Here is a 3480-nt window from a genome sequence, read left to right as displayed (position 1 = left end):
CTGGCCAACGCGTTGGCGAGCATGGTCGACTCCCGCGGGGCGTTGCTGGTGCAGGCGTTCCGAGGGGTTCGCCAGGTCGATCCCGGTGATCTCGCCTGCTCGGCGGACCCGGTAGCGGAGGGTGTTGGGGTGGACGTGCAGGCGGTCGCTGGCCGCTCGGACGTCGCCGAAGGCCTCCAGGTAGGCCAGCAGCGAGCGCGCCAGGCCCGTTCCGTGCTCCGCGTCGTGCTCGTGCAGGGCCGTCAGGCGGGCGTCGCGGAAGCGCTCGTTGCCCTGCAGGACGGTCAGGAGCTCGCTGATCACCACCTGCGCGCGGACGTCGGAGATGGTCGCGACCTCCGCGTGCAGGTCGTGCGTCATCGCGTCGAGGATCCGGTCGGCTTCGTTGCGGGACTCGGCCACCTCGTCCAGCGTCCGCACCGCCGAGCCGACGCCCACCTGCACGCGCGCCCGCACGTGCTGCTTGGCCGCCGCGACGATCTCCCTCGTCAAGCTCAGCGCCGAGCTGCCCGCTGAGCGCTCGGCCAGGTCCGGCAGCAGCACGTACACCCGCGAGCCGATCGTGGTGACCAGCGCGCTGCGGCGGTACGCCGAGGCGTGCACCGAGATCAGGCTGGTCATCTCCGCGCGTTGCAGCTCCAGCTCGGAGCGGTCCGCCGTGGGCTCCGACGGGCGCAGGGTGAAGACCACGACCACCGCTGGTTTCGTCGCGTCCGCGCCGATGTTGTCGGCCACCGACTGCGCGTCGATGCGACCGTCGAGCAGCCCGGCCAGCAGGTTCTCGCGGAAGCGCGGCCCGGCGGTGGCCTCGGTGCGCTGCCGGACGAGCTGCAGCGCCGCCACCCGCGCCGCGCCCAGCAGGGCCCGCTCGGAGCGCTCGGACAGCGGACGGGTGCTCTCCTGCACCCAGATCGAGCCGAGCGGCTGGGCCCCGGCGTGGATGCCCACCGCCATCCGGCGGCGGATGCCCAGGTCGGGCCGCTCATCTATGCGGACCACCTCCTCGCCCGCGCGAAGTCGCTGGTAGACGCCCCAGTCGCGGAGCATCGCCAGGTACGGCTCGGGGCCTTGGCGGCCCAGGATGGACAGCCGGCGCAGCTCGTCGACCTCGTCGTCGGAGCGCGAGTAGGCCAGCACCCGGCTCGCGGTGTCCTCGATCGACACGATGCCTTCGGTCATCGCCGCCACCGTCTGGGCCAGCGAGAACAAGTCGCCGAGGGCCTCCCCCACGTCGGCGTCGGTGGTCAGCCGGGCGTTGTCGATCGCCGAGCGGGCGAAGGACTCCAAGCGCTCCCAGCGCACTTCCGGCCGGACGCCGAGCAGCGCGATGCCGCAGTCGATCGCGGTGTCGCGCAGCACCCGGACGTCGGAATCGGGGCCGACCTTCACCGCGACGGCCACCGCGCCCTCGCGCGCCGCCGCCCGGACCAGCCGCACCGCGGCCCGTCCGCGGGCGCCGATGACCAGCACGAAATCGCCGCTCCGACCGCTGCCGGACTCCTCCTCCGGGTCGACAATGACAACGTCACGCACCTCGACGTCGAATCCTCGAGGCGCGGCGAGCACGTCGACCAGGGGTTCTCCGACAGCGATGAGGAGCTGGCGCAACGGCACTCCGGCCACGGCGACGCCGACCGCGTCGACCTCGACATCGCGCACGTGAACTCCACTTGTTCAACCGGACAACCCGATATGGACAACGATAGCCGATCGGACAAGCTCCATCGGCTAACGAAACCTTAACCTCCCAAGTAACAGCGGCTCTTCCGCACGACAGCGACTTCTCACAAGGAGGCGAACTTGGCCATGGACGCCATCACCTCGGTACCGGTTCCGTACAACGAGCCGGTCAAGGGCTACGCGCCCGGATCGCCGGAGCGCGAGTCGCTGCAGAAGCGGGTCGCGGAACTGGAGTCCGAGCAGGTCGAGCTGACCCAGACCATCGGTGGCGTGCAGCGCATGGCCGGTGGCGACCGGTTCGACGTCGTCCAGCCGCACGACCACAAGCACGTGCTGGGCACCGCCGCGCAGGCCACCGCCGAGGACGTCGCCGCCGCCGTGCAGGCCGCCAAGGACGCCGCCCCGGCGTGGGCCGCGACCTCGTTCGACGAGCGCGCCGCCGTGCTGCTGCGCGCCGCCGACCTGCTGGCCGGCCCGTGGCGCGACACGATCAACGCCGCGACCATCCTGGGCCAGTCGAAGTCGGCTCAGCAGGCCGAGATCGACGCCGCCTGCGAGTTCATCGACTTCCTGCGGTTCAACGTGCACTACGCGCGGCAGATCATCGCCGAGCAGCCGCGGTCGGTCCCCGGCGAGTGGAACCGGATGGACTACCGCCCGCTGGACGGCTTCGTCACCGCGATCACCCCGTTCAACTTCACCGCCATCGCGGGCAACCTGCCCACCGCCCCGGCGCTGATGGGCAACACCGTGGTGTGGAAGCCGACCCCCTCGCAGCAGTTCGCCGCGCACTTCACCATGCGGCTGTTCGAGGCGGCCGGTCTGCCCAAGGGCGTGATCAACCTGGTCACCGGTGACGGCCAGGCCGTCTCCGACGTGGCGCTGACCGACCCGGGCTTCGCCGGTCTGCACTTCACCGGCTCCACCGCCACCTTCAAGAAGCTGTGGCGGATCATCGGCGACAACCTGGACTCCTACCGCAGCTACCCGCGCATCGTCGGGGAGACCGGCGGCAAGGACTTCATCGTCGTGCACCCGTCCGCGGACCCGGCCCCGCTGGCCACCGCGTTCGCCCGCGGCGCCTTCGAGTACCAGGGCCAGAAGTGCTCGGCGGCCTCCCGCGCCTACGTGCCGCGCTCCATCTGGGAAGGCGGCCTGCGCGAGGAGCTGGCGGAGCTGACCCGCAGCATCCGCTACGGCGACGTCACCGACTTCTCCTACTTCGGCGGCGCCGTCATCGACGCCCGCGCCTTCGCCAAGCACAAGGCGGCGCTGGACCGGGCCAAGGCCACCGACACCATCGAGGTGCTGGCCGGCGGCGGCTACGACGACTCGGTCGGCTACTTCGTCGAGCCCACCGTGCTGGTCTGCAGCGACCCGAGCGACGAGGTGTTCACCACCGAGTACTTCGGTCCGATCATCGCGGTGCACGTCTACGACGACGCCAAGTACTCCGACGTCCTCGACGTCGTCGACGCCTCCAGCCCGTACGCGCTGACCGGTGCGGTGTTCGCCACCGACCGCAGCGCCATCGACGAGGCGCACCAGAAGCTGCGCGGCGCGGCCGGCAACTTCTACGTCAACGACAAGCCCACCGGCTCGATCGTGTCCCGCCAGCCCTTCGGCGGCAGCCGGGCCTCCGGCACCAACGACAAGGCCGGTTCGCTGCTGAACATCCAGCGCTGGACCAGCCCCCGGGCCATCAAGGAAACCTGGGACGCGCCGATCGGCATCGGCTACCCGCACATGGGCTGAGTGGTCGTGAGCGGCGGTGGTGGCGCTGACCACCAACGCCGCGCA

2 protein-coding genes are annotated in these 3480 nt (G+C 71.0%); one reads left to right on the top strand and one right to left on the bottom strand.

Features of this window, described 5'->3' with window-relative positions; all coding sequences use genetic code 11:
• Window positions 1-1659 (bottom strand): PucR family transcriptional regulator (locus tag ABTZ89_RS37135; RefSeq protein ID WP_351053828.1); only part of this gene is annotated, 1659 nt, incomplete at its 3' end.
• 147 nt (window positions 1660-1806) lie between these two features.
• Here ABTZ89_RS37135 and pruA point away from each other — a divergent pair.
• Window positions 1807-3435 (top strand): L-glutamate gamma-semialdehyde dehydrogenase, encoded by a 1629-nt coding sequence (pruA, locus tag ABTZ89_RS37130; protein WP_351053830.1) that lies wholly within the window; start codon window positions 1807-1809, stop codon window positions 3433-3435.
• Window positions 3436-3480 lie beyond the last annotated feature (45 nt).

This window comes from Saccharopolyspora sp. NPDC002686, assembly GCF_040295745.1.
Lineage (GTDB): Bacteria > Actinomycetota > Actinomycetes > Mycobacteriales > Pseudonocardiaceae > Saccharopolyspora > Saccharopolyspora oryzae.
Note: the sequence above shows the minus strand (reverse complement) of the source record. Positions and strands in the feature narration are given on the sequence as shown.